This is a genomic window from Psychrobacter sp. WY6, from assembly GCF_018448495.1.
Lineage (GTDB): Bacteria > Pseudomonadota > Gammaproteobacteria > Pseudomonadales > Moraxellaceae > Psychrobacter.
Map to the genome: position 1 here is coordinate 1,404,459 of NZ_CP049902.1, position 24,634 is coordinate 1,429,092.

Sequence of the window (24,634 nt, forward strand, 5' to 3'; positions counted from 1 at the left end):
ATTATTGATGTTTTTTTAATAAGATTGATATGCCCTCTATTAAGCTTAATAGAGGGTTCGCAATATAAATTCATATTATTTAATTTTGAAAGAGCAGAGAATTAGTAAGATGTCAAAAGTCACCCCCTCTATGGCAAAAAATCAGATTAAGCGTAGCCTATTACAAGTTATAGATACTCATCCTAATAAAGCTCAGAAGCAGCAAGTTTGGAACTACTTTGATAATAAATGCGCTTACTGCGAGATAGTCATTGATCCTAACAGTCGCAAAGGTCATCTTGACCACTTGCAAGCTGTAAAAGATGGCGGTACTAATGAAATTTATAACTTTGTGCTGGCATGCAATATTTGTAATGGTGATGAAAAAAGAGAAATGCCTTGGCGAGAATTCTTAGTCAATAAATGCCAGAACCTACCTAATTCGATGTATATAGAACGCTTAGAACGTATTGAGACTTGGCATCAGAAATCTCTTATCAGTCAGTTAGATGCTAACGTAGTGTCTCAAATCGCAGCCATTATAGAAACTGCCCAAGCGAATTTTGACAATTCTATTAAACAGATGCGTGCCTTACGCGATTCAATGACAATGAATTAATTTTAAAATTATAAGAGACCAATATGACCCGAATTGAAAGCACTTTTGAAACTTTAAAATCACAAAACAAAAAAGCCCTGATTCCTTATGTGATGGCAGGTGACCCCAATCCAAGCAACTTCGTTGGTTTGCTTCATGATTTGGTTAAGCATGGCGCGGATATGATCGAAGTTGGCTTGCCGTTCTCTGATCCGATGGCAGATGGCCCAGTCGTCGCTTTAGCTGGAGAGCGTGCATTAGCCGCAGGTACGAGTACACGTGATGCCCTAAAAATGGTCGCGGAATTCCGTCAGCAAGACACGCAGACGCCCATTATTTTGATGGGCTATCTCAATCCCGTTGAAATCATCGGCTATGACAACTTTGTCGCGCTATGTGAGCAGTCAGGTGTCGATGGTATTTTGATGGTTGATTTGCCGCCAAGCGAGGCGGGCAGCTTTACCCAGCATTTGACTGAACATTCGATGAATGAAATTTTCTTATTGTCACCAACCACTTTACCTGAGCGCCGTGAGCAAGTATTGACCCATTGCGGTGGTTATATTTATTATGTGTCATTAAAAGGCGTGACGGGTTCGGCAACACTTGATACTGATGATGTTGCGACTCAAGTGCAAGCGATTAAAGCAGCAACTGATTTGCCAGTATGTGTGGGTTTTGGTATTCGTGATGCGGCTTCTGCTAAAGCGATTGGAGCGCATGCGGATGGTATTATTGTCGGTAGTGCCTTGGTGCAGAATTTTGCTGATATAGATGCCAATGATAGCACTGCGGTTGCCGCCGCTCAGCAAAAAATCATGGCAAAAATGGATGAGCTACGCGGTGCACTTGATAGTTTGAGTGCCTGAGTGAAATAAAGTTAAATTATCGTCACTTAAGTCGTCATGGCAATATGAATAACAATGTTTATAAAGACAGGGTTAAATGACTTTGCTAAAGTTAGTTTACGTGTGTAAACTAACATCACATATAAATTGTTACAGTTTCACGAAAGCGTGCCTTATAACTGCGCTTTATAACTGCGAAAGTTATGAGAATATGTGACGATTAAACTGATCCTTATAAATCGATTCTTAGGGACAAGCGCATGAGCCAGCTTGTCGATAAGCCTTTGATAATGGCGAATAATATGACTGATACGATAATAAAACCTGATATGAAGACTCCGAACCATACTGAAAAAAGTAACGCTGAGCCAAACGGTAATACTGCTGGGCAATCGTGGTTTAATCGCCCGATACCGGGTATCAAGCAGCAATTGACAGCGCCTTTGACAGCAGTAGAGACTGAACCGTCAACCAAGTGCAGTAATTGTCATTCGATGATTACCAATACGGCGCTTATTTTTAACTGCTATGTTTGCCCGCATTGTGATCATCATTTACCGATGAGTGCTCGTGAGCGCTTAAACTGGTTGCTCGATCAAGTAGACGGTGAGCTAGGACAACAATTTACTGCCAAAGATCCATTGAGCTTTGTGGATAGTAAGCCGTATCCGCAGCGTATGATAGAAGCACAGGACAAAACCGGCGAGTCTGAGGCGCTGATTGTGCTGTATGGTAAGCTGCGCAATCTTGATGTAGTGACTTGTGCCTTTGATTTCCGCTTTATGGGCGGTTCTATGGGCTCTGTAGTTGGTGACCGTTTCGTAGAGGCGGCTGAGAAAGCGCTGGCAGACAACGTGCCCTTAGTCTGCTTTGCTGCCTCTGGCGGCGCACGTATGCAAGAAGGTTTACTGTCTTTGATGCAGATGGCACGAACGGCTGCTGCAATTGAGCGTTTGAGAATTGCTGGCGTGCCGTATATCGTGATATTGACCAATCCTGTTTATGGCGGTGTGACTGCGTCGCTCGCTATGTTAGGTGATATTCATTTAGCAGAACCAAAAGCCATGATCGGCTTTGCTGGTAAGCGCGTGATTGAGCAAACGGTTCGTGAGACGCTAGAAGAGCCGTTCCAGCGTGCCGAGTTTTTGTTAGAGCACGGTGTGGTCGATGAAGTGGTACATCGTCATCAAATGATTGATACTATTTATCGTCTGTTGGCAAAGTTAAGCCGCATGCCTAATGTTGATGCCTAGCTTGCTCATCGGCTTGACTAACGGATAACTGAGTTTAATATTCCGCATGACTTATGCTTAGTAGCATGCTCAATTTCTCTGACTAAGTAAGATCAATCAATAGCATTTATCGTCAACAGCGGTAAATGCTTTTTGCTTTTTGGACAGGTAGTTATATACTGTCTGTACTTTCTTAATGAATGCTTTCTCATTGACCATTTTTATTCAAATATTTCAATATAGGCTGTGTCCATGTCCGACTCTCTACTTTTTAACGCTAACACTCCCAACAAGCATTCTAGCTTGACCGAATGGCTCGATTATATGCAGCAGATTCATGTATCGGCAATAGACATGGGGTTGTCGCGAGTTTTGCCAATTGCCGAGGCGTTAGGCGTGGTACAGTCAGCCAAAGACGATGCTTATGTATTTACGGTGGCAGGCACCAATGGTAAAGGCTCAACGACGGCTGTCATCGCGCAGATGTGCCAAGCAGCAGGCTATAAAACGGCTCTGTATCAATCACCGCATCTAAGTTTATTTAATGAGCGCGTGCGTATCAATGGCGAGATGGTCAGTGACGAGACGTTAATTGAAGCCTTTAGCAAGGTAGAAGCAGCGCGATTAGCGTGTGAGCTGACCTTGTCATTTTTTGAGATGACCACACTTGCCGCATTATTAATATTTGCCGAAGCGGACTGTGATGTCTGGGTGTTGGAAGTCGGGCTGGGTGGGCGCTTAGATGTGGTCAATATCATTGATCCTGATATGGCAGTGATTACCAATATCGCTATCGATCATGTCGATTGGCTGGGTGACAATGTGGAAGATATGGCCGTGAGAAAGCAGGTATCTTACGTGATGGTATCAGCGTGGTTTATGGTGCTACTGCAATGCCAGTCAGTGTGCAGCAAGCGATTGATAAGCATCAAGCAACTTGTTATCAAGTTGGGCGAGATTTTGATTATCGTGAGTGGGTGCAAGCGCTTGGCAATATAGCAATGCTGCGGTCACTATGCAGTTACCGTGCCCAGCACTGTCATTGACCAATATGCCACTGCGTTATCAGCAGTGCTCGCAAGTTCGTTAAATGTCGATAGCACTGCTATCGAGCAGGCGCTGCAAACGGTCAGGCTCGCTGGCCGCTTTGATTATCGTGAGATCCACAATCGCCATTGGCTGTTTGATGTGGCGCATAACGAGCAAGGCGTTGAGTTTTTATTGGCGCAATTATTACCGCTTTGGCAACAGCATCTAGCCAATCAAAATAGCTTTGATGCTCTCAATCAAAGCAGTAATCCAAATAGTAAATATCAGTAAAGCTATAGGAAAACCTGCCAGCATTAAAATGCTGTTTTCTATGTTGGGTGATAAAGATATCAATAAAGTCGTGCAGCATTTGACGATAGCGGGCTTACCGATTAGCGATTGGTATATCGCTGAGATTGATTATCCACGTGCTGCGAGCACTGAGCACTTGCAAGGTATCCTATCGAGCTATGTCGACAATGCTCAAATACACGAATTTAAACGTTTATCAGAAGCGACCGATGCGGTTATCAATGCCAGTCAACCGCAAGACCTTATCGTGGTATGTGGCTCCTTTCATACGATCGGCGAGGCACTGGCAGCACTGGCGGTTGATAATTAACATTAAAATGGTGCTTATTTAATGTTAATCTTAGCAGTAGCATGATGGCAGACAGTATGAAAAATATGCTTTATAATCAAAGTGATTTGGCAAGTTGCTCTATAATGGCATTAAACGCTTGGCATAACATTTAAAAACGGATGGACGCAACTGGTGGCAATGACACCTATCAAGGCTATTAAAACTATCTAAACACAGTTTTGAGACGGCAGTTGCGCCGCTCAATCAACCTTATTACCAACTAAGAGACGTAAACGGATGAACTTTTCGAGACAAGCCTTATTGGGCATTGGGATGATTATCGGCGGTAGCGTGATGCTATACGCCATGGTGCAACAGATTGGTGATAGTAATGAACCACAACCAGCGTCAGCAATGGTAGATAAGCCAAGCCCTGAGCAAGAGTCTCCTCAGCCGCTGACGACGGATATCGAGACTGAAAAACGTATCTTGGCAGAAAAACAAAAAGAGCGCGCTGCTCGTGTGCTGAACAAGAAAAACGTGCCCAGCAGTTAACTGAACAGGAAGCCGCTGAGGCGGAAGCATTGGCAAAAGCCCGTGCAGAAAGTCAGCAGTATATGGCCAGTAGTGCGGCAGCTGCTGAAGAGAGTGACAAATCCAAATCCGACGCGGAAAAAGATGCCGCTACAACGCCAATAAAAAAGACTAGCGCTGCTGCGTCAGCTGAAAGTGAGACAAACACTGGCAACCAGCAAAAAGCTGCCCAAGCGCAACAAGAAGCTCAAAGGCAAGCGGCGATTAAAGAGCAGGCTGCTGCAAAGAAACTAGCAGACAGTAAAAAAGAAGCGGATGCTAAGAAACAAGCGGATGCTGCGGCTGAGAAAAAACAAGCGGCAGCCGAAGCGGCTAAAAATGAGCCACCAAAATCGCCTTCTGATTATCAAGTTAAAAGAGGAGATGGGCTGATTAAACTGGCGCGGCAATACAATATGCCAGTAGAAGTATTGGCACAAGCGAATGATCTGTCACCGTCGACATCGCTACAACTGGGTCAAAACATCACCATTCCATCACGTAAGCAAGTAGAGCGATTAGCACGTGAAGCGGCAGCGGCTGAGCAGGCACGCGAAGACAAGCGTCAGAAAGAAGAGGCTTTAGCCAAAAAATCAGCGGATGCTAAACGTGAAGCACAGCAGAAACTCAGCGAAGCCCGTAAAGAAGTCAAAGAAACCGACGCCAAAGGCAGCTTTGGGGTGCAAGTAGCATTGGCAAACGATCAAGCCAAAGCTGACGAACTAGCAAAGAAATTTAAATCCGCAGGCTACCAAGTTAAGACCAGTCCTACCAGCCGCGGGGTTCGCGTCATCGTCGGTCCTGAGCGCGGTAAAGTGGCGGCGTTAGCGTTAAAAGATAAAATCAATAGCGATCCTAAGGTCAGTACGACCAGTGCTTGGGTTTTATACTGGCGCTAAAATAGTGTGAAAATCACTATAATCGGATGACTGTTATTGCTAAATAAACAGCAGAGTCTTGGTTAGTTTATTGTTTTATCTGAGTTTTATTCAAACACGACATTTATTGTCGTGTTTTTGTTTTAGTGTTTGCTGATTGGCGTAAGCTTAGCTACGATGTGCGCCGATTGTCCCTGATTTTTTCTGTATAACGGGTCAGCCTATAAGGGCTGCCCTGTCGCAGTTGAGTATATATGTCACTTTATGGAAGTCGTCATACATATTTGGCTGCCTTAATCATGTATAAGGTAAAACCATGTCATTTGGTGTTATATTTTTAATATTGGCCGTTGGGTTTTTAGGGCTGATTACCGTACCAAAGCTGTTGAAAAGACCTCCAGTTGTTGAGCCTGATCCAAAGCCAGTACGCGGTGATGAGTTGGCTATTTGGCCGTTTGCGCCGATGCCGATTATGACGGATACGGAAGTCATTTTCTTTAATAAGCTAAAAAGTGCGTTGCCGGATATCATATTTTCGTTCAAGTTCAACTGTCACGCATTATCGAAGGCAATAGCAGTGAGGCGTCCGAGCGTAGCTTTTGGTTCAATCGTATCTGTCGTCAAAGCGTCGATTATGTGATTGTGGACATTGATGCGCAGACCACGCTGGTTGCTATCGAGCTTGATGATGGACACATACGAGTAAAGCGCGTCAAAAGGCGGATGACAAAAAGACAAAGCCCTTGCTAGTGCCGGTATTGCTATTGTGCGCTTTCACGCTGAGCGCATGCCAAGCGTAGATATGCTCAGGTACGAGCTGATGCAAGTGATTGAAAATTATTGATAAAGTATCTTTGGTAGACAGTTAAGATTAGTCGCAACAACGGCATTTATTTTTTGTGTAACATTGCTGTTATATCCGTTTACTTTATAGATAAGTTGTTTAAATAAGAGTATTATTATTTATTTTAAAGCAAACTTAAGTTTTCTAAATTAAGAGGCGCTTTTCTGAATTGAGGCATTATTTGCTTAATTAGATAAAGATTTTGGTGCTTCTCGTTTTTAAAATCATTCTATAAAGGACTGTGTTATGAAATTTTTTAAATTGAGCGCATTAGCGTTAGCCAGCACGTTAGCGTTAGCAGGCTGTGGTGATGACAATAATAATAGCTCTTCTGGTAATGGTACTAATACGCCAGATGTGCCAGTTAAGCCGCCTGTCGATAATAGTTTGTCTGAGATCGAGCAAGCGAAAGAGATGATTCGTACCGCCAAGCTATTTGTCAGTGACAATAAAGCGGTTACAGATGCTTACGAAGATGTAAGTGATATCCTTACAGAAAAGCAAGATACGCGACTTGGTTATACTGAACCGCCCCGACTATATCGGAGAGTGATTTACTTGAGTCAGGCAGCCATGCCTGACAGGATTAAATTATCATAATACCGCTTTTCAAACTCAAAGGGTGACACATAACCAATCGTGCTATGCAGTCGTATTTTATTAAACCAATCCACCCATTCAAGGGTTGCCAGTTCAACATCATTGATACCAGTCCAGTTCTCCTTTAAATAGTCAATTACCTCAGATTTATAGAGTCCATTGACCGTTTCAGCCAGTGCATTATCGTATGAATCACCAGTCGTGCCGACAGAAGCGATGATACCAGAGTCACACATTTTGTCAGTATAGCGAATGGATAAGTACTGAACCCCTCGATCGCTGTGATGAATCACATCTTTGGGATGGTTCCTATCTGCTATCGCCTGATTTAGCGCAGCCATAACCATATCGGTATTCATGCGATTAGATACTTTCCAGCCCACAATAGCGCGAGCAAATACATCAATAATAAAAGCGGTATATACCCAGCCGCTAGTTGTTTTTATATAGGTGAAGTCAGCTACCCAAAGCTGATTGGGTTGACGTGCATTAAAGTTACGATTGACTAGGTCATCAGCGCGCTTTTGGTCGTCACGGCTGTTGGTGGTAATCTTGCTTTTGCCACGCCAGACACCTTGCATACCATACTGCTTCATTAAACGCTCTACGGTACACCGAGCAACCTTTAACCCGTCAGCATCTGCTGCCAGACTTTGCGCGCACCGTAACGGCACTTGCTGTCCCGCCAAATACGTTTAATCTCACCGATGTAATAGGCGTCATGCTGACTGCGCAGTGAACGCTTGTGTGGGTTGTCGCTTAAGGCTTGAACACGATAATAAGTTGACGGGGCAATCGGTAGGACTCTACAGATCAGCTCGACCCCATAAAGGTGTTTATTGTCGTCGATGAAGTGAATCATGATTTTAGTCAGCGGTCGAGCTCCGCCTGGGCGAAAAAAGCCGCAGCCTTCCTGATGATTTCATTAGCTTGCTTAAGTTCTTTATTCTCGCGTTCAAGCTCTTTGATGCGTTCTTTATCACTTTGCGCTTGTACTGAGGCAGGAATAGTTTGATCGATGTGCTTTTTATGCCAGGATCGCAGGGTCTCAGGTGTGCAGCCAATCTTAGGGGCGATGGCTTGAATCGCTGACCAGGTAGAGGGGTAGTCGCCTGCCGCTTCAATGAGCATGCGAACGGCGCGTTCTTTAATCTCAGGAGTATAATGTCGTGTTTTCATTGTCGTATTCTCTCAGAATATTAGGTCTCCGACAATCCCGGGGCGGTTCATACCTTCGATATCCCAAGTGATCTAAAATACTATATGGAAGAGAATGATGTATCACAGCTCACTGCAGCTGACATTATTGCACTGGCTAATGATGAAGAGTTTGAAACAGCATTGGGAATATAGTCTTGACCCCAGAAAAAGACTTTTTAGCGACGCTAAATGCTGATGGGAAGTTTACCTTAACTGGTAGCACCAAGGTTGATATTGAAGAATACGATTATGTGTATAACCCACAAACAGGTTTGTACGGACCTGTTGTCGTCAATCAAGACAGTTTTAAGGTAGCATTTGATGGCTTTGAAGATGCGTTAAGCTCAAACACCAGTACAGATAACTTTAACGGCAGCTTGGGTTTCAAGAGTATTAAAATTGGTACTGGCACTGATATCGTTGCCCTCAACTCAAGTACTAAAGGCGCAACAGTCAGTGGTCAATTCAGTGATAAAGTCGTGGTCAATGATGAGTTTGACATCAATGATGCAATAAAGAAGGCATCACGCTAGAAAAGGCAGTCATCAAATTAAGCAGCCTGAAGTTGACGGCTAATGATAGCGTGATTGAAGCAAAGATTTTGAATTTGCTGCGCTGGATGTCAGCAGAAAGCTAGCAGATAACAGTCTGGTGGTTAGAACAATCCCTTATAAGTTTGCTATAACGGGCAAGATGACCAAGCAAACCGATGACTGATGTAGAGATTACACTGAATGCGACTGCCAATGACGCTGATATAAAGAAATTTATCATAATCGATGAAGTTGGTGATATCGAAGAGGCCGCCAATTACGTAGGTATGGAAATAGTATTGGCGATTAAAGGAACAAGGAGAATACAACGACGATTCCGCTTGATTTCCAAGCCAATCTTAAACGTACTGCTCGTAATGTTATTGAGCTACAAGGTTGACTGCTAGCGTAGAGGGTAAGAAGCTATTTGTAACAGGTAAGTCAAGCTTAGATAATAACATGATGTGGTTAGCACCCAGTTTACCGTTGAGCAAAATAAAGCGTCGATCAAGTTAAAGGTTGATGCCAAGGGTGATTTTATCAAAGATAAAATGGGTAAGCTTGGCGATATCATGGTTAACGGTAAAGACTACGGTGATTTAATGGATAATGATGGCAAAGTTACTGCCAAATTTACTGATGATAGTTTAATTATTCTATAATCAAATCATGTGTCACATCGACTCTCAACCGTTGTTAGTAGCGATTGAGGTATAGCAACAAAAAAAGAGACAGATTCCTGTCTTTTTTATGCTCTCTAATAAACGTGAGAAATTTATGCCATATAACGTTTCAAGTCTCTATGGTTTTTTACCTAAAAGCTTAGCATCGCATTTATACAGCCGTACGTTAATCACTACGCCAGCGATTGCCGCTATGATGATATCCAGCGCTGCGGTTGCTGATAGTGCAGATATACCAGCTGCTGACACGAATTTTTACTTCTACCCCCAAGCGACAGGCTTGCTGGACAGTCATATTACTCAGTCAGACGCGCAGATAGAGTGGAGTGTGATGGCAACGGCTCATAGTCCAACACAGCCTATCTCAGAATTTTTAGACGATTGCTCCTTTGGATTCAGGAGATCATGCTTATGCCCAAGGTCGGACGTCGCTTGAGATTCGTCCTGCGGGCAGTGCGATTAGCTACGGTCTAGGTTGGCGTTATGATTATTTAATGACGTTTAGCAAAGAGACTGCCGAAGTTTATTGGCAGTATGAAAATAAAAAGCCCTCAAGTACCAGTCAAACTTATCCGTTATTTTTAGAAGCCAAGCACAATGAAAGATTCGGTGCTAATATTGGCCTGACGCAGCAGCTCATGCCCAACTGGCAATTGACGACTCGTGCCAATCTCTGGCAAGGACTGCATGCATTAGAAGGTAAGATAGTTGGCGATTTAAGCACCAAAGTGTTGCCAAATAATGAGCTGACAGACATACGAGACAGTTTGGATAAAACCAACGCTTACATCGATTATTACTATGATGCACCAGCTTTAGGGGAGGAAAACCTAAACTGGAACCCCGCGAAACCTTCGGGATATGGTTATTCGCTCGATTTGCAGCTCACAGGTCAGTTGTCTGATAGTACGCAGTTGTCTCTGAGTGGCTACGATATCCTTGGACGTATGCACTGGAAAGACATGCCAAGCACTCGTTATGCATTGGATTATGACGTCAACGGCAGACCTCTCTATACGATTGAAGGGCAGCTTAGCACTGATGATGTCACACAGACATTGCCATGGCGAGTGGAAGGTAGCCTTCAGCATCAGCTAGACAGTCAATGGCAGCTCGGTCTACATGGTCAAGTGAATGACATTCAAGACTTATATCAATTATCCGCAGGCTACCAAACGTCCAACGATGCTTTCCCCATTACGGTGACGGGCTTGATAGAGCCGCAAACGCAAGCATTGGGTCTTGCTGTAGACAGTCGTTATGCTGGCATCAAATTGCTGACCGACAGTCTCGATTCAGAAAAAGCCAAACGCAGTGAGATTAGCTTGTATGGACGCTATGCTTGGTAGCTTCATTGCATTGCATTAAAAAGCAGATGGCTAAAGCGTCGATGTGCATATAATGCGGTGGACGTTACTAAAATTTATCATGCGTTTTGTCGCGCTGTTCAGGATAAATGACGATCGGACTATGACCTTCGAAGTATAGTCCTGTCGTAGGCATAGGCATTGCGTCGTTTGACCAAGCTACCTGCGGCTGTCGTCCATCATAGCAGTCGCGCCTAGTAAACCATTCGATATAATGGGCAGCTCGTAATGCCCTTATATCAAGCGTCGCAAGATTAGTCATATCGGTGTTATCGCACCATTTATGTATAGGAAAGCTTGGTGCTAACCAAGATGGATAATTAAAGTTAGTGGTATTAATTGGCAAAAAGAGCGTCCTTTAATCACGCCATAACGCTTATCAATGTTAACTTGTCCATGCTTTTCGGTATTTACCCATACGGTACGAAACTGTTTGGTTTGCATATGGGTCATTTTACGCTGTAGATTGTCCTTGGAATTAATCCCAACCCAGTTCTCAGGAGCAAACGGTGCTGAGCCCATAAAAAACTTAATCGCCAGCTCCCAATGCTCGACCAGATTTTCTCCATGATATATAAGATTAAATCCAGCTCACCAGTCGTCTGCTTACCATTATACAACTGGACGTTACTGGCTAGGGTCTCATACGGATGTAGCTTGCGCGCAAAGCCATCCTCTAACCAAAATGACAGTAACCCCTCAAAGTGAAATCCCAGTCGATTGGGACTTGGGCGCTTGAGTAAATAGCGGGTCAGCGCCTGATACGCATTGGTGTTATCTAGCTCTTCCAAACGCTGCTGATACGCTGCAAACTGCTGTTGCCAGAAGTGTGCGCTATGTACCGACACGGTATGTGTATTCTGATGTGGCGCAAAGTCTAGCCATTCGGTCAAGACGTTAGGGCAGGCAAGCACATACGCCAAATCACGCACATAAGGTCGCTGGTATGCGTCCCAAGGTGCGTCATCTATAAGGTAATTCGAGAGGGGCTGAGCGATAACCTCAGACATAGGTTGAACCTTTATAAAGTGGTACATTTACCCTAGCTGCTCGCTTGCCAAAAGTCTATAGTCAATCTTACTATGTTAAGATTGAAAGTATCTGGCAGCATATACTTTGCCAATCATTCAATAATAATGAGGATTCAATAATGAAATATCTTTTGCAAATCGACTTTCCTTATAGCGGACCTTTTGGTGACCAATTCTTTGAGTCTATGAAAGAGTTGGCTGAAGACATCGCAAACGAGAGCGGTCTGGTCTACAAGCTATGGACAGAAAACGAAGCAACGCAAGAAGCGGGCGGTATTTATGTGTTTGATAACTTAGAGGATGCCAACAGATATTTAGAGAAGCATACCCAGAGACTGACCTCATTTGGCTTTACGGATATTAAGTCTAAAGTATTTATCATCAATGAAGCGCTAAGTGCGATTACTAAAGCGTCTCTGTAATACTTAATGAAGAGTAATAAACATAAAAAGGCCAGTCATTGGGTTCAATGGCTGGTTTTTTTATGTGGATTTTCAACTTAAAATAGGATGTTAATGGTATAAAAATTAAGCTGAATATCTGGTGCATTTGATAATAGCGGTACTAGGATAACGATCAAAAATTTCAATATAGTAAACGACCATTTGGGTGGCTTGTTAAATAGCTTTTGGACTGTTGATTTTGTATGGTTAAGACTCTAGCTTTTTCTAAGTGTTTCATCTGATAGCTCCATATTTACCGTAACTTGATTGATACGGCTTATGGTTGCTATTTTATGGGTTGGAGTTGATTAAGAAAATCCCCTAAACCTATGTCTATATAGATTAACTTAGGTTGAGATACATTTAAATTATGATTGTGGTCTGCCTGCTTCACTTGCATATTGAGGTATCGAGCTAAGCCAGCTCTTTAAAGTAGCTGTTCTTTCAGGAAGCATTTCACCATGCCCTGTATCAATTAGGTAGCTCCATATAAGCTCACACATTTCACCAATTCTTATTTTTTTATCATGGTCTTTCGACCATAAGTATTGCGCATGTGTATCAGCTACTAATTTTGCCTTGAGTAATTTTGGGCTAACTCCCTTTTTCTTAAAAACAATTTCTGTTTTTTCAATCGCTGGCTTGTTCTCGATAATAAGCTCTATTAACAGCTCTAAATCTTTATGTAAAATCAAAATATCATCAGGCGTTGCTTCTAGGTTAAGTGCGTACGTTTCTTTGTTATTAAAGAGACTATTAACCCCTTCGTAATGTTCTATTTGATAATCTTCTAAATGATAGTGATCTAAACCCCATATTAATTCTTGATAGTGCTTTTTCAAGTCCGTACTCTTCGATGCTCTTTTGGGTAATATCGGCTGATACCTGCTTTCTACTACTTTAATTTTATCAAAGTTATAATCTTGACCTTTATATGTGCTAGGCCTGTCACTAGGCAAAAGAAACTCTTCTACGTCTTTTGGATTAGCGTTTAGTCTATTGTGTGGTAATAAGCCCTCAATATCTGCCCATTCGTCACTAATTTCAGTTCGTTCCAATAGAAGTAAGTTGCTAATCATTCTGTGGCTTAGCTGGATAAAAACGCCTAATTCTTTACAAGTTAACGAGGGCTTTACGTCGCAGAAAAATAAATATGCATCTATTTGCGTTGTATAGATTTGATAGTCTTCACCGTCTTTGTCTAAATCATCTAAAAAGTCTAACTTGTCTTCATCAAGATAATGACTTCCCATTAAATAAAACCCTCTACCATAAATGTAAGCGTCTAAATCAAACTCATAAATTCTTTTAAGTAGTTTTTTTGGCGATATGTTATCGGTTTCAAATTTTCTGTTTAAGTAGTCGCAAGCTTCTTGTAGATTATAATATTCTGCGGTATCAAAGCTTAATGCTATATCATTATTACTCATGTTCACACCTTTACACACCCTTAGCTTTAAATATAGTCAAGGAATTTTAGAATCGCTACAAGGCGACCGACCACAGATAGTACACTGAGTACATCTAGGGCGGGTAACACCGTAGCGGTTTAAAAGTGCTCTGACTATAGGTGCAAGGCGCTGGCATCGTTTGAGGTGGTAAAAATGCCGTTCGGGTAATTAGCCCTAGCCTTACAGGATTTTTTATTATTTATCTGCTTAATGCATCATACAATCAACAGTTAAATTTAGGGCGTGTCATCAATTAGCATAGATATTTCAGAATAAGCTATACTTAGATCGTATTTAGGAATTTGAGCTCAATGACTATGACAAGACGACATGCCCTACGTGATGACCAATGGGAGAGAATTAAAGACATTCTACCTGGTAAACCAAGTGACGTTGGTATTACTGCAAAGGATAACCGCTTGTTCGTAGAAGCGGTTCTGTACCGTTACAAGACCGGCATACCTTGGCGTGACCTACCTGAACGCTTTGGCGACTTCAGAGTGATTCATACTCGTTTTAGTCGCTGGTCAAAAAAGGCGTATGGGAGCAGGTTTTTAATCAACTCTCTGAACAATCCGATGACGAATATGCCATGCTAGATGCCACGATTGTTAAAGCCCACCAGCACAGTGCTGGAAAAAAAGGGATCAAGCCATTGGACGCAGCAAAGGTGGACTGACGACTAAAATACATACTCGTACAGATGCGCTAGGCAATCCTACTGGCTTTTATCTAACAGGTGGCGCAGCTCATGACCTGTGTGGCTCAGATGAATTGCTTGATGTCAGTATTAGCCAAACGTGGCTTGCCGATAAAGCTTACGATGCTGATGCCCGCGTTATTGAACCGATTAAAGCAGTGCAAGGTAATGCAGTTATACCATCTAAGTGTCATCGGCTGCAGCCAAGAGACTTCGATAAAGAGCTTTATAAAGCACGGCACCTAATAGAGAACTTCTTTGCCAAGATTAAGCAGTATCGTGCGATTGCCACTCGCTATGACAAGTTAGCCTGTCATTTCTTAAGTGCGGTTCATCTAGTTTCTTGTGTCGTTTGGCTTAATTGATGACACGCCCTAGCACAAAAAAAGCCAACCATTAAAAACAATGATTGGCTTTTCTCTTTACTACTATGTTTGGTCGGAACGGCAGGAAGTAAAGTAGGGTCTGCATGCCTTTATTTATATAGGTTTTATGTTTTTTAATTATGATGATACCAACAATAATACCAACAATCGTTTTTAATAACGCCCTTTTTTGGCTGTTTGAGACTCAATTAAGTATTATGTAATTAATGGTCATGATACTATCAAAAAATGTTTTGAGTATTGGTGACATTATTATGAATAAGCTTTTTATTTTACTTACTGCAATATTTTTTACTGCATGCAGTGATTCCAATAGTAAACCTGAATATGGCTCAGATTCTAACTTACCTGTTAATTGTCGTGCTTATATAGAGGAAGCTATAAGCTACTATGAGCGTGAGACTGAGCCTTACGAATATGAAACACTAGATACAAACTATTATTGCTCACCTGATGACTGGTATAGCAGCTTGTGCCAAGAACATATAGATAATGTAGGAGAGGCTTTAGAGGTAAAGACCGAACAAGTCAAAATATTAAAAGATTCTCTAAGAGGTCATTGCGGCTTAGGGGGTGATTTATGGTGAGGTGAAATCAGCTATTAGGCATGTTCTATTTATTTGCTTGCCTAATTACTACCTATCCAATACTTTTTTATACTTGCTACTTTCTTTCATGGGGTTGAATTGCTAATCACTGCACGCGCTCAATAATGGCGCTTAAATGCGTGCGTTTTTCGTGCGTTTATAATGCGTTTTATTGCATCTGTACTATTTAGCCCATTGGGAATTATTCCAATTCTTGCTTCCTAAAATATATCTGCTTCCATCTCTATGCGTTTACTGTACTGACTTGGCGGTAAATGGGAATAATAGAAAATGCGCTGTTTTACTTCCTATTTTCCTTGCTTCCATACCCCAGTTTTGGGGGCATCTGTCTAGTAGGTTTTTACGCATTATAAAAAGGCGTTTACCTGTCCGAAAAGTCCCTTTTGCTGCTCACGATACCTGTTAAGAAACTACCTATCATGGGCAGAATGTGCCCCGTGCGCGTACTGTTCCATAAACTCGCTCTAACGTGTCCAACAATTCATTTTTAGCCCCTCTTATGATGTCCGAAAACCAACCCTTTTTATGGACTCGCAAAACTCCCTTCTATGGACTCCGAAAATTAGGTAACGGCAAGATTACGGCAAGGATCAAGCCAGCATTGCGCGGTGTGTGCTTTGGTTTTCAATGTAAGGTTTTGGCATTGGCTAATTCGCGTTTGAATAACAGGTTTTGACAGGTTCTAGCCTTGGGGTAATCTTGGGGTTCGCTATCATGGCTAGGGTGTAAAGTTCTTAACCTCCAGTTTTGGACAGTGGATTATTTGCAAGTCATTCACCATCATTTGAATGTTGGGTTTTGCTAGGTTCTAACGTGTCCGAAAACTAACCGTAATCTTACCGTTATTCCTACCCTTTGATATGCGATATAACCAAAATAGGATTTATCTATAATCCGCTACAGCCCCTTGCTAATTTAGCCCTAAAACTGCCTTATAGCCCATGATTGGTAAGTGTTTGCGCTCCATTCACTTTTTGGCAGTTCGTAGCGGAATAGTTAACTTAAACCACGCTCAATACGCGCAAGATTGCTCATATCTTTTGTTTGACGGCTCTATCTTGTTTTGGTGGCATCATGACTCTGTAGGCTAATGACAGTAAGGTATCACGCTAACAGTTACCCCATTGGGGGCTGGTGATCGGTAAAACGTGGTAAAAGTAATTGCACTGTTTAGCTGTGTGGTGATCTTCTCCATAAAGGTTTTAAACCTTAACATAACTTAACATGCTGGCAGTCGGCAAACTGGTTTGAATGTTAACAAATGACAACATGCTGCCCGTGATTTTCAAGTAAACATTGAGCGCCTAACCTTAGGTTTCCCCTAGGTTTTTGCAGTCCATAAAAAAGGCAGACGATAAACGGCTGCCTTTGATTGTTTTTGTCTGCATCTGTTTTTTGCTTGGGACACTTGGGACAACGGGACAACGCCCGTGGTTATTGGCTTGTAGCTGTCCCAGCCCCTTTTTTGCCCTTGGGACACTTGGGACAGATTAACAAATTGAGCTACTTTGTCCCAGCTGTCCCAGTGGTGTTTTATTGCTTGGGACAGTGCCTAGCCCTTGCGGTGTATGGGTTGTCCCAGTTGTCCCAGCTGTCCCAGTGCTTTTTGTAGTTTCACAACTTAATATCTCACTTTTGACCGCATAAACACGTTGACGGTTCTTTTTAAATGGTAAAGGCACTCTACACGTTTTACGGTCATTCTCAGTCACGTTCAATAATCCAGCTTCATCTAACACTTGCAATACTTTGCTTTTGTTAAATGGTGAACAGACATCATCAAAGGTACTGGTAGAGAAATAATATTCCCCTGTGTCGTAATTGTGATAGCCAACGCGGTTATTGATTTTAGGTTCAAAATCTTGGTACGTGTGAATGTGGCAAGGCTGAAAACGACTTGATCCATGCTGTTCAATAAATGCCTTAATATGCTCTATGATTTGGCGCTGCTCATGCTCACCATCACGCCCATAGTTATCAAGCCAATTATCTAAGCATGTCATAACGGCTGTGGTTGCTTGTCCTACTTGCCAGCCTGTAATAGCTGCCAGTGTTGCTATCTCACCAGCTGCTGCCACCATAGCGAACCGTTTAGCCACTCTATGCGCTTGTGCTGTCAGGTCGCTATACTTACTCATAAAGCTACTGACAAGCTGCCCAGCGTTGGCGGTGGTCGCTGTCTTGTCACTGGTGATATGTTCTAGCCATGCTATGCCAGCTGATCCATAGTAAGCGTGTGATAACTCGTTGATCGTATCGGCTTGGGCTTCACTGGTGTCTGCCAGTACCAAACTATCAAACGTCTTTAAGCCTTTGCCAGCATCAGCATCAATATGCGCTACTCGAACCTCAATACCTGCATTGGTTTTCTGTCCTGCTTGTGCCATGAAATTTTGTAGCGACTCCTCACCATTAGACAAAAAGATAATGCGCCATGTTTTGGCTATGCGATTGTGTCCCGTGGTGGTGCTACGCCCTTTACCTTGACCATTAGCCAGCATGTAAACGGTTTTACCTACTATTTTGGGATCACATTCGCTGATTTCATCAAGTGGCAGAAAACTGTCGTTGTGCTCGCTTGCTGTGCCCTCTAGTGCGTTATCAGTGCTGCGCCATGTCTTAACATACCTGTCAGGGTTGCCCCATACACTAGCAGCCAATTTAAGCGATAATGACTTACCCATGCTTGATGAACCTAAAAGGTGAAAACCGCCCCCGTCATACTCCAATAGCTCCAGTAATTGACCTGCAAAAGCGCAAGCAATAGAGAAAACAAAACGGCTTTGTTCTGCTAGTGGTTTGCATAAGTTATCACGCCACTGGGCTAATGTGCCTTGCTGGGCTAAGGTGCTGTTTATGGCGTTGGCAGATTGATAGACGATAAGCTGCTTACTATCACTGCCTATTGCCCTGTCAGGTAATATGTATTGCTGCTCATGCCAGCCTAACCTATCTACGCATAACGCCCGTTTGTGAACGGGGTAGTTTTGATATAGGGGTCTAAGTAGCTGCGCTGTTTGCTATTGGTGGTAATGTTCAATCCTTGACTGGCAAGCTCCTTGCGGTATTCCTTTGCATCACCTTGTAGCAGTGATAACGGCATTGACCATTGATGCTTGATATTATCATCATCACGCCATTGCAATAGCCGCCCCCATGTACCGCTGCTTGTGTCCCTAGTCTTAGCGATAATCTCAATCGGTGAACAAACAAACGCCTTAAACTTAAAGGTTATGTTTGCTGGGTCGTCATCGTTATACTTCACAAAAAACAGTCCGTCATGGTATAGCTCAAAACGCCCATCAGCATAAATCATCGGCTCATTCAGCTGTGGATCATCGCGCCATTCAGGATAGTAAGCGGTGTCTTTTAGGTTAATGATTTGAGTTTCATCAGCTGCCAGTATTGCCTCATAACTATTGTTAGCATGTAGCATTGTGAGAATATCAGCTATGGTAACCAATGCCCTAGCATTCACACCTGCCAATAGATTTATCATGCCTTTGTTATCTATGGTCATTGGTACGGTTAGCAGTGATCCGCCGCTCCAATGCTGCACCATCTTTTTAAAGCATTGCTTTGTTTTTTGAGGGCTGATAATAAAAGTTATTTTGTCGTCTGCCATACACTGATAGGCATCAATGCCATATTCTGCATCATCAAAAGCAATTATCTCATTGGCTTTGTTTGGCTCACCAATGACGATAGCGCCATACCCTGTAGGATCAATGACAATAGGCTTTGCTTTGCTGTTTGGTGTGTAGAATACTGCGCCTACAATATCACCCTGTTTATCGGTCAATCTTAGGGCTATCGTGCCAGCGGTCGGTACTAATACCGCGTCATCTGTAGTAAGATTGTCGGTGATACTTAGCAAGCTGTCAGGCGGTAATAGCTCGATTAGCTTTGTCAAAGTAGGATCATCTGCTAGCCCTTGCCGTGTGGCTGCATCAAAGCTATTTATTACTACTGTAAAGCCTGTGCTAAATGCACGGGCTTTTTCATGAGCGGCTGTTTGTGGTGTAGTGGTCATTTAGTCCCCCTTGCTTGTGACTGGTTCGGCTTACGCGCTGCTCTATTTTTTGTAGTAGCTTTTGCGCTTGGCGTACTTACGGCTTTGCTTTGGTGGGTAGGTTTTCATTATTTACCCTCCTTGCCGTAACGGGTCATAGCTAGGGTGTCATTGATACTGCCTAACTGGTCATGAAGTAGGTTTGACCACGTACAAGTGGCATCATGGGCTAGGCGTGCCATTGCTGGTACGGCTTCACCCTCTCTTTCTATAGTGAATAAGCCCTAGTAAATAACCAGTATCGTCAATGACATTGATAGCGCCTTGAATATCACAAGCGATATGCGATAAATCATGTGACGATATTAATATCACTTCGTCATCATCTGCTTTTGTAGTGTCGATAACTTTGCGCTGGTTTGATTGGTTGCCACTGTATAGCGTATTAATCGCTTGCTGATTGGCTGGGGTATTTTGGTATAGGCTTGGCTGAAAGTCGTCTGTTTCGTTTTGGCTGGCACGTACGAAATAACCGTTACCATCATAGTAAAAATAACTGCCTTCAAATTCTAGCGCCAAATTATTACGCTTGCCGTATGGGTCATTTATTAGCACAAAAGGGCTATTGCTTAATGACGGGCATAGCACGCTGTCACCTGCCTTGAATGTGGCTGGTGTGCTGCTTGTAGTGGTTTGAGTGTTTGAGGTCGTACGGATTGATTTACCCATGATGGATAACTCCTTGCGTTGTTTTTTGAGTGAATGCCACGCTATACGGTAAAAGTATAGGGTGACGGGTCTTACTCTCGGTCACGCAAGCAACCGCCCTGCATATTCGCCTTACGGCTATTTTATTTTGCAGCGTCAACCCGTCATAGTCGGTTAGCAAATAATTTGCTATAGATATGATGGTTTGCCCCCTTGTGGCGCTTAGGTGCGCTTGTGGGGCTGTGCTTGAATGGATAGTGACAGCTTGAGAGGCTGCGCTATTATCAGGCACAAAAAAAGCCAATGGATAACGGTATGGCTTACCGCTTGCGTGTTTTCTTGAGAGGTCTATATAGTAACCATTGTTGGTATTGGTTGCAATCTGTTTTGCACTGGCTGGCTGGCACGCTACCAATGACAGTAGCAAGCCAATACCTACTACCCATGCCATAAAGATAGTAAAGCTAAGTAATAAGCCACGCTTACGGGGCTGGCTGTCGCTGTGCTGCCCGTGGTTGGCTTTTAGATTGATTTTGTTATCGTTGGTCATCTCTTACGTCCTCCACGTTGAAAGCGATTTCTGCTATGTTTTTCGATAGCTCTTTGAGCGACTCCACTTGTCGGCTGCCTGTCGGTAGCAAGCTGCCTAACATTGTGGTTTCTAATTCGGCTATTTGGGTCATGGTATTAATAAGGGTCACATTAGCGTGTAAGGTGGTGATAAGCTGATCTATAAAATCATCAGCTATCATCAAAAACCCTTCATCTTTTAGCCTGTCCATGACTTCGCTTACTAGGTCGTCATTACTCATGATCTGTTACCTCCAACTCAGGCAGTAAGATAAGCCCGTCCATCTGTTCGCTTAAAATGGTTGCCAGCTCACTATTAGCGAGTAGGGCAGACCTTACAGCGACTATTACGCCCTTACTGGTATCATCATCGGTGCTGATCGCGCTAAGTGCCATTGCTAGGTGTTCGCTATCGTTTGATAGGTCTTGTATGCGGTCATTGATGACAGATAGATAATAGCTATCTACTGCCACTAGGCGCGGTTCTAATATGTCGTTTGATTGGCTCACTTAGTTCACCTCACTGTTAGATAGTTCGCTTTCAAGCAAGGTCTGCTCATCAAGCCAATAGACCGAAAACCGCTTGTCATTGTGCGTGACTATCTCGCTTTGAATGGTTAGCCCTGCGGTTCTCAGGTCATGTATGCGCTGTGCTAAGCATGTGATTTGATAAAGGCGGTAAGCGTCCCATGTGGTGATCGTTGCGCCTGTCATCAGGTGCGCTCTGACAATATCAATCTGTGTCTTAGGTGCTGGCTGGTTGGTCACTGGGGCGGTGGCGGTTGCTGTAGTAGTCATGGCTTACACCTCGCTAGTGGTGAGGTGTGAGAGTTAAGCCATTCGTGAACGTCTGCATAGCTCCATGCGGTCATCGTTGGTGATAGCTTTCTGCCAGCTGGGAAACGTCCATCTTTTGACCATTCAAACAAGGTGGTTTTGCTAAAAGGTAGAAATGGCAGAATATCTTTAGCCCTGCCCATGCCTGTAGTAGGCAGTTGCATAGCTGGACTGTTTGCGGTGGTTGGTTCGGTATCGTGCGAGGTGTTATCAGTAAAAGGAATTACTGGGGTGTTTTGAGTGGCTTGTTGCTGTGTCATGTTCATAGCTCCATGTAGCGTATTGAGGCGATACAGTGTGTATCGGACATACTCATAATGGCACTAAAGACAAGGGGGTAATAGATAGCAAACTACCCCTAAACATATAGCCATGTTTAGGGGTAGTTATAAGTAATTATTTATATATTTCTATAAAAGCATTGAGTTTAAAGGTCTAGAAAGGTATATCACCATTGTCCTTTTCCTCGGGTTTTGGTTCTAAAAATTCTATAAGTTCAGGCAAAAAACTATCATCTTTTACTTGCAGTAGCTTTATTCGGCATTTGGCTATAATCATTAGGTATGTTGTCCCTAAGGTATGGGAATGTTGACTTATTACCTCCCTTTGAGTTCCAGTTACATATAGTAGCTAGGTTTTCTACCATAGTATCACTGCTACTTAAGCCGTATTCTTTTGCATGGTCTCTTATGTAATCTTGCAACCATAGCCCTACTGCTACGTTATCAGGCAAGTATTGGCTTGATTGCCACGCCCTTATACATAGTGCGAGCTTTGGAACATATCTGTCGTGCTCTTTATTTAGATAATCAGCGTTATCATTCTCGCTATCAGTGAACAAGGAGGGGGGCTTTACGTCATGGCTTAATAGCCAATGCTTTAATTTAGAACGTTGAATAAATGTGTTGTTTATATCAATGTTAGCAGTTGTAAACCAATCTCCGCTTAAGTCATCTTGATATAGATATGAGGGATTGCTGAAATTGTTATATTGAATAAGAGCACGGGGTTCATAAGCAATAGTAGCTTCTAGCGAGCCAAACTTTACAGCGTGCGTAATAGCTTCTAAAACATCGCTAAACTTCTCAGCCGTCTGATAATCATTGTGCATATAGGGGAGTTGCGATTGATTATCATCATTTTTATAAATGGTAGCAGGAGAAACTCCTACTATAAGACTAGCAGCTTGAATGATATTTAAATGTTGCATCAATTTAGCTACATCTATGTCTGAAATAATATTCATAACACACCTTTACACACCCTTAATTCAAAGTAGGTGCAAGGCAGTGCCAGCCTAAAGGTGTGTGAACGGCTGGCTTTCGGGTAATTAGTCCTAGCCTTGCATAGTTGGTGCTAAGCCTTAGCCTAGCTTTTGTTTTTGTCCTTTAAAGTCTGCACGGATCACGTTGTCCAGCTTGCCAGCGTAAGCATTATCAATGAAGTTTGCCCATTCATTCATCATCTTGGTTCTATAGGGTAAATGCTGCGCCCCGTTATAGGCTTTGCTGATTTTGTTCTCTTTCTCATGTGCCAGCTGTAGCTCTATCGCTTCGTGCATGTATTCCTGTTCGTGTAGGGTAGTGCTGGCAAGTCCACGGAAACCGTGCCCCGTCATTCTGCCCTTATAACCCATGCGCCATAGGGCAGTGATAAAAGCATTGGTACTGTATGGCTTACGGGTTGATGGATTAAAGAAAACGTATTGATCGGAAAACCCTAGCGCCTTGATCTGCTTTAAGATTGCCATTGTTTGAGGGGCAAGCGGTACTAAGTGAGGTCTATCCATTTTCATTTTTTCGGCTGGTATGCGCCATAACTTAGCTTTGTAGTCTATCTCGCTCCATTCCATAAAGCGCAATTCTTGAGTACGCACAAACGTATAGCACATAAACCATAAGCCCAGCTTCACCAATAGATCACCCTCATAGGCGTTAATATCTTGTAGTAGCTTTGGTAATTGCTGGCTAGTGATACGGCTATGATGCTTCACCTTATGCGGTTTTAATGCTTCGGTTAGGTCGTTGGCTGGGTTGAGGTTGGTTAAGCCCTCACGTATGGCTTGTTTGAATATCTGCCCCGTTTGACGCATTGCACGCCTTGCCATATCACTAGCGCCCCTCGCTTCGATAGCTTTACCAATGGCTAAAACATCAGGCGCGGTTATGTCCTCTATGTTCATGTGTCCAATGACGGGCTTAATATCGCGCTGGTACTGTGAATAGTCACGGCTATAGGTGGTAGGGGCTATGTGTGCTTTGCGGTCATCGTGCCAACGCTGGGCTATAGTATCGAACGCCCTTGATCCGTCATTGTCTGCTTGTGTCTTTTTCTTATCGTCTTTTGGGTTGATACCATCAGCTATGAGTCTTTTGATCTCAATATTGCGCTGGCGTGCATTCTGTAGGCTCATTACTGGATAAGTGCCAATAGTGAGGGTTTGCTGCTTACCTTGCCAGCGGTAGGCGCTGATCCATGACTTCACGCCTGTATAACGCACCCATAATTGCAGCCCGTTACCGTCACTGTGTTTATCAGGTCGTTTTGTATCAATAGAGGTGCTACTGGGCTGTAGCTTGTTGATACCTGTATGGGTTAGGGGCATGGGTCTATCCTTTGTTGGTATTGTCCATGTTGGTATTGCTCGATACCAACAATAATACCAACATTCTATATGAAACGCCATACACCTATAAGGTAGTGAAAACCTGAAAAACGCCCAAAATAAAGGGCATACGGTCTGTGACGGTATGCCCTAATATTGTGTTGGTCGGAACGGCAGGATTTGAACCTGCGACCACTACACCCCCAGTGTAGTGCGCTACCAGACTGCGCTACGCCCCGAATGACTGACTATTTTACGCAAAATTATGCATATTGCAAGAGCTATTTATTTTAGTCAAACTCTATAACCTTAATTTACGTATCACAGTCAGCATAA

Annotated in this window: 25 protein-coding genes, 1 tRNA gene, 5 pseudogenes and 1 other annotated feature; of the genes and pseudogenes, 16 read left to right on the forward strand and 15 right to left on the reverse strand. The window is 43.1% G+C overall.

Going from position 1 to position 24,634, the window contains the following annotated elements; all coding sequences use genetic code 11:
* Positions 1-109 precede the first annotated feature (109 nt).
* The 8 genes and pseudogenes from G7Y90_RS06990 to G7Y90_RS07040 all read left to right on the forward strand — a co-directional run bounded on the left by G7Y90_RS06990 (position 110) and on the right by G7Y90_RS07040 (position 7,164).
* Positions 110-598: an HNH endonuclease gene (locus G7Y90_RS06990; RefSeq protein WP_250163765.1), complete on the forward strand. Its 489-nt coding sequence runs from the start codon at positions 110-112 to the stop codon at positions 596-598.
* Between the two features lie 23 nt (positions 599-621).
* Positions 622-1,446: a tryptophan synthase subunit alpha gene (trpA, locus tag G7Y90_RS06995; RefSeq protein ID WP_250163766.1), complete on the forward strand. Its 825-nt coding sequence runs from the start codon at positions 622-624 to the stop codon at positions 1,444-1,446.
* Positions 1,447-1,715: 269 nt separating this feature from the next.
* Positions 1,716-2,678, forward strand: coding sequence for an acetyl-CoA carboxylase, carboxyltransferase subunit beta (gene accD / locus G7Y90_RS07000; RefSeq protein WP_250163948.1), 963 nt, complete (start codon positions 1,716-1,718; stop codon positions 2,676-2,678).
* Positions 2,679-2,909: 231 nt separating this feature from the next.
* Positions 2,910-4,308, forward strand: a pseudogene (locus tag G7Y90_RS18440) (bifunctional folylpolyglutamate synthase/dihydrofolate synthase).
* Between the two features lie 258 nt (positions 4,309-4,566).
* Positions 4,567-5,741: pseudogene (locus tag G7Y90_RS07025) on the forward strand (SPOR and LysM peptidoglycan-binding domain-containing protein).
* A 295-nt stretch (positions 5,742-6,036) separates the two neighbouring features.
* A complete protein-coding gene (locus G7Y90_RS07030) occupies positions 6,037-6,360 on the forward strand; it encodes a hypothetical protein (protein WP_250163772.1) in 324 nt (107 codons plus the stop codon).
* A complete protein-coding gene (locus G7Y90_RS07035) occupies positions 6,282-6,470 on the forward strand; it encodes a PDDEXK family nuclease (RefSeq protein WP_250163949.1) in 189 nt (62 codons plus the stop codon). The genes G7Y90_RS07030 and G7Y90_RS07035 overlap by 79 nt, the downstream gene beginning before the upstream one ends.
* A gap of 340 nt (positions 6,471-6,810) precedes the next feature.
* A complete protein-coding gene (locus tag G7Y90_RS07040) occupies positions 6,811-7,164 on the forward strand; it encodes a hypothetical protein (RefSeq protein ID WP_250163773.1) in 354 nt (117 codons plus the stop codon).
* Here G7Y90_RS07040 and G7Y90_RS07045 read toward each other — a convergent pair.
* A pseudogene (locus tag G7Y90_RS07045) lies at positions 7,128-8,343 on the reverse strand (IS3 family transposase). The gene G7Y90_RS07040 and the pseudogene G7Y90_RS07045 sit on opposite strands and share 37 nt — an antisense overlap.
* Positions 7,952-8,068: a sequence feature (AL1L pseudoknot), on the reverse strand. It overlaps the preceding pseudogene by 117 nt.
* A 176-nt stretch (positions 8,344-8,519) precedes the next feature.
* Between G7Y90_RS07045 and G7Y90_RS07050 the strand changes: the two are divergent.
* From G7Y90_RS07050 to G7Y90_RS07070, 5 genes are all read left to right on the forward strand, one after another.
* Positions 8,520-8,897, forward strand: coding sequence for a hypothetical protein (locus tag G7Y90_RS07050; protein ID WP_250163774.1), 378 nt, complete (start codon positions 8,520-8,522; stop codon positions 8,895-8,897).
* 176 nt (positions 8,898-9,073) lie between these two features.
* Positions 9,074-9,304, forward strand: coding sequence for a hypothetical protein (locus G7Y90_RS07055; RefSeq protein WP_250163775.1), 231 nt, complete (start codon positions 9,074-9,076; stop codon positions 9,302-9,304).
* Positions 9,305-9,361: 57 nt separating this feature from the next.
* Positions 9,362-9,559 carry a hypothetical protein gene (locus G7Y90_RS07060; protein WP_250163776.1) on the forward strand — a complete coding sequence of 66 codons (198 nt, stop codon included), beginning with the start codon at positions 9,362-9,364 and terminating at the stop codon, positions 9,557-9,559.
* A 115-nt stretch (positions 9,560-9,674) separates the two neighbouring features.
* On the forward strand, positions 9,675-10,016 hold the full coding sequence (locus tag G7Y90_RS07065) for a hypothetical protein (protein ID WP_250163777.1): 342 nt from the start codon (positions 9,675-9,677) through the stop codon (positions 10,014-10,016).
* Entirely contained in the window at positions 9,970-10,929 is a 960-nt protein-coding gene (locus G7Y90_RS07070; protein WP_250163778.1) for a DUF5723 family protein, read from the forward strand. The genes G7Y90_RS07065 and G7Y90_RS07070 overlap by 47 nt, the downstream gene beginning before the upstream one ends.
* Positions 10,930-10,996: 67 nt before the next feature.
* Here G7Y90_RS07070 and G7Y90_RS07075 read toward each other — a convergent pair whose 3' ends face one another.
* Genes G7Y90_RS07075 through G7Y90_RS07080 form a run of 3 tightly spaced genes read right to left on the reverse strand, consistent with a single transcriptional unit; the run spans position 10,997 to position 11,984 of the window.
* On the reverse strand, positions 10,997-11,293 hold the full coding sequence (locus G7Y90_RS07075) for a hypothetical protein (protein WP_250163779.1): 297 nt from the start codon (positions 11,291-11,293) through the stop codon (positions 10,997-10,999).
* Positions 11,251-11,469 carry a hypothetical protein gene (locus G7Y90_RS17795; RefSeq protein ID WP_284143849.1) on the reverse strand — a complete coding sequence of 73 codons (219 nt, stop codon included), beginning with the start codon at positions 11,467-11,469 and terminating at the stop codon, positions 11,251-11,253. Before G7Y90_RS17795 ends, G7Y90_RS07075 begins: the two co-directional genes overlap by 43 nt.
* Positions 11,397-11,984: a DUF1853 family protein gene (locus G7Y90_RS07080; protein ID WP_502937420.1), complete on the reverse strand. Its 588-nt coding sequence runs from the start codon at positions 11,982-11,984 to the stop codon at positions 11,397-11,399. Before G7Y90_RS07080 ends, G7Y90_RS17795 begins: the two co-directional genes overlap by 73 nt.
* Positions 11,985-12,097: 113 nt before the next feature.
* On the opposite strand from G7Y90_RS07080, the gene G7Y90_RS07085 reads away from it, so the two are divergent.
* Positions 12,098-12,400, forward strand: a complete 303-nt coding sequence (locus G7Y90_RS07085; protein WP_238049739.1) for a monooxygenase — start codon at positions 12,098-12,100, stop codon at positions 12,398-12,400.
* Positions 12,401-12,789: 389 nt separating this feature from the next.
* On the opposite strand, the gene G7Y90_RS07090 is transcribed toward G7Y90_RS07085, so the two are convergent.
* Positions 12,790-13,851 (reverse strand): hypothetical protein, encoded by a 1,062-nt coding sequence (locus G7Y90_RS07090; protein WP_250163780.1) that lies wholly within the window; start codon positions 13,849-13,851, stop codon positions 12,790-12,792.
* 338 nt (positions 13,852-14,189) lie between these two features.
* On the opposite strand from G7Y90_RS07090, the pseudogene G7Y90_RS07095 reads away from it, so the two are divergent.
* Positions 14,190-14,937: pseudogene (locus G7Y90_RS07095) on the forward strand (IS5 family transposase).
* Positions 14,938-15,170: 233 nt separating this feature from the next.
* A complete protein-coding gene (locus tag G7Y90_RS07100) occupies positions 15,171-15,545 on the forward strand; it encodes a hypothetical protein (RefSeq protein ID WP_250163781.1) in 375 nt (124 codons plus the stop codon).
* A 1,511-nt stretch (positions 15,546-17,056) separates the two neighbouring features.
* On the opposite strand, the pseudogene G7Y90_RS18920 reads toward G7Y90_RS07100, so the two are convergent.
* The 10 genes and pseudogenes from G7Y90_RS18920 to G7Y90_RS07155 all read right to left on the reverse strand — a co-directional run bounded on the left by G7Y90_RS18920 (position 17,057) and on the right by G7Y90_RS07155 (position 24,537).
* Positions 17,057-19,599: pseudogene (locus G7Y90_RS18920) on the reverse strand (DUF927 domain-containing protein).
* 234 nt (positions 19,600-19,833) lie between these two features.
* Complete coding sequence (locus tag G7Y90_RS07115) at positions 19,834-20,307, reverse strand: hypothetical protein (RefSeq protein WP_250163783.1); 474 nt, start codon at positions 20,305-20,307, stop codon at positions 19,834-19,836.
* Entirely contained in the window at positions 20,300-20,836 is a 537-nt protein-coding gene (locus G7Y90_RS07120; RefSeq protein ID WP_250163784.1) for a hypothetical protein, read from the reverse strand. Before G7Y90_RS07120 ends, G7Y90_RS07115 begins: the two co-directional genes overlap by 8 nt.
* Complete coding sequence (locus G7Y90_RS07125; protein ID WP_250163785.1) at positions 20,823-21,098, reverse strand: hypothetical protein; 276 nt, start codon at positions 21,096-21,098, stop codon at positions 20,823-20,825. Before G7Y90_RS07125 ends, G7Y90_RS07120 begins: the two co-directional genes overlap by 14 nt.
* Positions 21,091-21,366, reverse strand: coding sequence for a hypothetical protein (locus G7Y90_RS07130; RefSeq protein WP_250163786.1), 276 nt, complete (start codon positions 21,364-21,366; stop codon positions 21,091-21,093). Before G7Y90_RS07130 ends, G7Y90_RS07125 begins: the two co-directional genes overlap by 8 nt.
* Positions 21,367-21,654 carry a helix-turn-helix domain-containing protein gene (locus G7Y90_RS07135; RefSeq protein WP_250163787.1) on the reverse strand — a complete coding sequence of 96 codons (288 nt, stop codon included), beginning with the start codon at positions 21,652-21,654 and terminating at the stop codon, positions 21,367-21,369.
* Positions 21,651-21,953, reverse strand: a complete 303-nt coding sequence (locus G7Y90_RS07140) for a helix-turn-helix transcriptional regulator (RefSeq protein WP_250163788.1) — start codon at positions 21,951-21,953, stop codon at positions 21,651-21,653. Before G7Y90_RS07140 ends, G7Y90_RS07135 begins: the two co-directional genes overlap by 4 nt.
* 251 nt (positions 21,954-22,204) lie before the next feature.
* Positions 22,205-22,939 (reverse strand): hypothetical protein, encoded by a 735-nt coding sequence (locus G7Y90_RS07145; RefSeq protein WP_250163789.1) that lies wholly within the window; start codon positions 22,937-22,939, stop codon positions 22,205-22,207.
* A 117-nt stretch (positions 22,940-23,056) separates the two neighbouring features.
* Positions 23,057-24,298, reverse strand: a complete 1,242-nt coding sequence (locus G7Y90_RS07150) for a tyrosine-type recombinase/integrase (RefSeq protein WP_250163790.1) — start codon at positions 24,296-24,298, stop codon at positions 23,057-23,059.
* A gap of 162 nt (positions 24,299-24,460) precedes the next feature.
* Positions 24,461-24,537 (reverse strand) — tRNA-Pro (locus tag G7Y90_RS07155).
* Between the last annotated feature and the right edge of the window lie 97 nt (positions 24,538-24,634).

Coding starts and splice junctions, on each gene's coding strand:
- G7Y90_RS07040 (WP_250163773.1), top strand. CDS start 6,811: ATGAAATTTTTTAAATTGAGCGCATTAGCGTTAGCCAGCACGTTAGCG.
- G7Y90_RS07150 (WP_250163790.1), bottom strand. CDS start 24,298: ATGCCCCTAACCCATACAGGTATCAACAAGCTACAGCCCAGTAGCACC.
- G7Y90_RS07140 (WP_250163788.1), bottom strand. CDS start 21,953: ATGACACAGCAACAAGCCACTCAAAACACCCCAGTAATTCCTTTTACT.
- G7Y90_RS07100 (WP_250163781.1), top strand. CDS start 15,171: ATGATACTATCAAAAAATGTTTTGAGTATTGGTGACATTATTATGAAT.
- accD (WP_250163948.1), top strand. CDS start 1,716: ATGGCGAATAATATGACTGATACGATAATAAAACCTGATATGAAGACT.
- G7Y90_RS07065 (WP_250163777.1), top strand. CDS start 9,675: ATGCCATATAACGTTTCAAGTCTCTATGGTTTTTTACCTAAAAGCTTA.
- G7Y90_RS07080 (WP_502937420.1), bottom strand. CDS start 11,984: ATGTACCACTTTATAAAGGTTCAACCTATGTCTGAGGTTATCGCTCAG.
- G7Y90_RS07055 (WP_250163775.1), top strand. CDS start 9,074: ATGACTGATGTAGAGATTACACTGAATGCGACTGCCAATGACGCTGAT.
- G7Y90_RS07115 (WP_250163783.1), bottom strand. CDS start 20,307: ATGGGTAAATCAATCCGTACGACCTCAAACACTCAAACCACTACAAGC.
- G7Y90_RS06990 (WP_250163765.1), top strand. CDS start 110: ATGTCAAAAGTCACCCCCTCTATGGCAAAAAATCAGATTAAGCGTAGC.
- G7Y90_RS07125 (WP_250163785.1), bottom strand. CDS start 21,098: ATGAGTAATGACGACCTAGTAAGCGAAGTCATGGACAGGCTAAAAGAT.
- G7Y90_RS07135 (WP_250163787.1), bottom strand. CDS start 21,654: ATGACTACTACAGCAACCGCCACCGCCCCAGTGACCAACCAGCCAGCA.
- G7Y90_RS07090 (WP_250163780.1), bottom strand. CDS start 13,851: ATGAGTAATAATGATATAGCATTAAGCTTTGATACCGCAGAATATTAT.
- G7Y90_RS07030 (WP_250163772.1), top strand. CDS start 6,037: ATGTCATTTGGTGTTATATTTTTAATATTGGCCGTTGGGTTTTTAGGG.
- G7Y90_RS17795 (WP_284143849.1), bottom strand. CDS start 11,469: ATGGGCTCAGCACCGTTTGCTCCTGAGAACTGGGTTGGGATTAATTCC.
- trpA (WP_250163766.1), top strand. CDS start 622: ATGACCCGAATTGAAAGCACTTTTGAAACTTTAAAATCACAAAACAAA.
- G7Y90_RS07120 (WP_250163784.1), bottom strand. CDS start 20,836: ATGACCAACGATAACAAAATCAATCTAAAAGCCAACCACGGGCAGCAC.
- G7Y90_RS07145 (WP_250163789.1), bottom strand. CDS start 22,939: ATGAATATTATTTCAGACATAGATGTAGCTAAATTGATGCAACATTTA.
- G7Y90_RS07085 (WP_238049739.1), top strand. CDS start 12,098: ATGAAATATCTTTTGCAAATCGACTTTCCTTATAGCGGACCTTTTGGT.